This window comes from Gluconacetobacter sp., from assembly GCF_047721585.1.
Classification (GTDB): Bacteria; Pseudomonadota; Alphaproteobacteria; order Acetobacterales; family Acetobacteraceae; genus Gluconacetobacter; species Gluconacetobacter dulcium.
In genome coordinates this window covers 1-1940 of the sequence record NZ_JBDNXE010000251.1, presented here as the reverse complement: position 1 = coordinate 1940, position 1940 = coordinate 1, and the positions used below count along the sequence as shown (strand labels likewise).

Below are 1940 nucleotides of genomic sequence, written 5' to 3'. Positions count from 1 at the left end.
CGCTCACCCCCAACGCGTTGAGAGCTGTTTTGACGATGTATGGCGCGTTGAGTTGAGCGACGTTGTATTGCTCGAACTGGCTGTCATGGTCGATGAACATATCCGGGAGCGTCATGGTGCGCAGACGGACATTGTCGAGCAGGCCGGTCTTCGAGAGATGCTGGGCCACAAACGATCCGAAGCCGCCGACTGAGCCTTCCTCGATGGTGATCAGCACGGCGTGGTCGCGGGCAAGCTGCTCGACGAGTTGCGTATCCAGCGGCTTGGCGAAGCGGGCGTCGGCCACGGTTGGCGGCAGGCCGTGCGCGGCGAGCTGGTCGGCGGCCTTGAGCACTTCCTGCAGACGCGGGCCAAGCGACAGAATAGCGATGCCACCCTTCTCGCGGCCGGACTGCTGGCCCATCTCGCGGACAATGCGGCCCTTGCCGATCTGGATGATCTCGCCCTTCGCGGGCATCTCCAGACCGTAGGTGTTGCCGCGCGGATAACGCAGGGCGATCGGGCCTTCATCGAACTCGCAGGCCGTGGCCGTCATGTTCAGCAGTTCGATCTCGTCGGACGGCGCCATGATGGTCATGCCCGGCAGGCAGCCCAGATAGGCGATGTCGAACGAACCCGCATGCGTCGCGCCGTCGGCGCCGACCAGACCGGCGCGGTCGATGGCGAAGCGGACCGGCAGCTTCTGCAGCACCACGTCATGCATGACCTGATCGTAGGCGCGCTGCAGGAAGGTGGAATAGATCGCGCAGAACGGCCGCAGCCCTTCCGTCGCCATGCCGGCGGCGAAGGTCACTGCGTGCTGTTCGGCGATGCCGACATCGAAGAACCGGTCAGGGAATTTGGTGGCGAACTTGTCGAGGCCCGTGCCGGATGGCATCGCGGCGGTAATGGCCGTGATGCGGTTGTCCGTGGTGGCGCGGTCGATCAGCTCGCGGGAGAAGACGTTGGTCCAGGACGGCGGTCCCGGAGGGGCCTTCTTCTGCTCGCCAGTGACGACATTGAACTTCGCCACGGCATGATACTTGTCGCCCGCGGCCTCGGCCGGCTTGTAGCCGTGGCCTTTCTCGGTGATGACATGCAGCAGGATCGGGCCCTGATCCGTGTCGCGCAGGTTGCGCAGGATCGGCACCAGCTGGCTCATGTCGTGGCCGTCGACCGGGCCGACATAATAGAAGCCCAGCTCCTCGAACAGCGTGCCGCCGGTGATCATGCCGCGGGCATATTCCTCGGCCTTCTTGGCGGTGCGTTCCAGACGGTTGGGCAGTTTCTTGACCACCTTTCCGGCGAGGTCACGCAGGCCCATGAACTGGCGCGAGGACATCAGGCGGGAGAGGTAGTTCGACATCGAGCCGACCGGCGGCGCGATGGACATCTCGTTGTCGTTGAGGATGACGATCAGCCGTTCCGCGCCTTCACCGGCGACGGCGGCGTTGTTCATTGCCTCGTAGGCCATGCCGGCGGAGATCGAGCCATCGCCGATCACCGCGATGACATTGCGCTCGCGGTAGGACGGGTCTTCCTCGGCGCGCAGATGGTGCGCCACGGCCATGCCGAGACCAGCGGAAATGGAGGTGGAGGAATGGGCCGCGCCGAACGGGTCGTATTCGCTCTCCGAGCGGCGGGTGAAGCCCGACAGGCCGCCCGGCTGGCGCAGGGTGCGGATGCGGTCGCGGCGTCCGGTGATGATCTTGTGCGGGTAGGCCTGATGGCCCACGTCCCAGATCAGCCGGTCGTCGGGGGTGTCGAACACGGCATGGATCGCGACCGTCAGTTCCACCACGCCCAGCGAGGCCCCGAGATGTCCGCCCGTGGTGGAGACCGTCTCGACCGTCTCCGACCGCAGCTCGTCCGCGACCTGCTTCAGTTGCTCGATCGACAGGTTCCGAAGGTCAACAGGATACGAAACACGATCCAGCAACGGAAAACGGCCGCGGGTGGGG

At 65.2% G+C, this 1940-nt stretch carries 1 protein-coding gene; it reads right to left on the bottom strand.

Translation table 11 applies throughout. The annotated features are described in order from the left end of the window. Positions 1 to 1940: 1-deoxy-D-xylulose-5-phosphate synthase (gene dxs, locus ABF821_RS20900; RefSeq protein WP_415531460.1), on the bottom strand; the 1940-nt coding region annotated here is incomplete at both ends.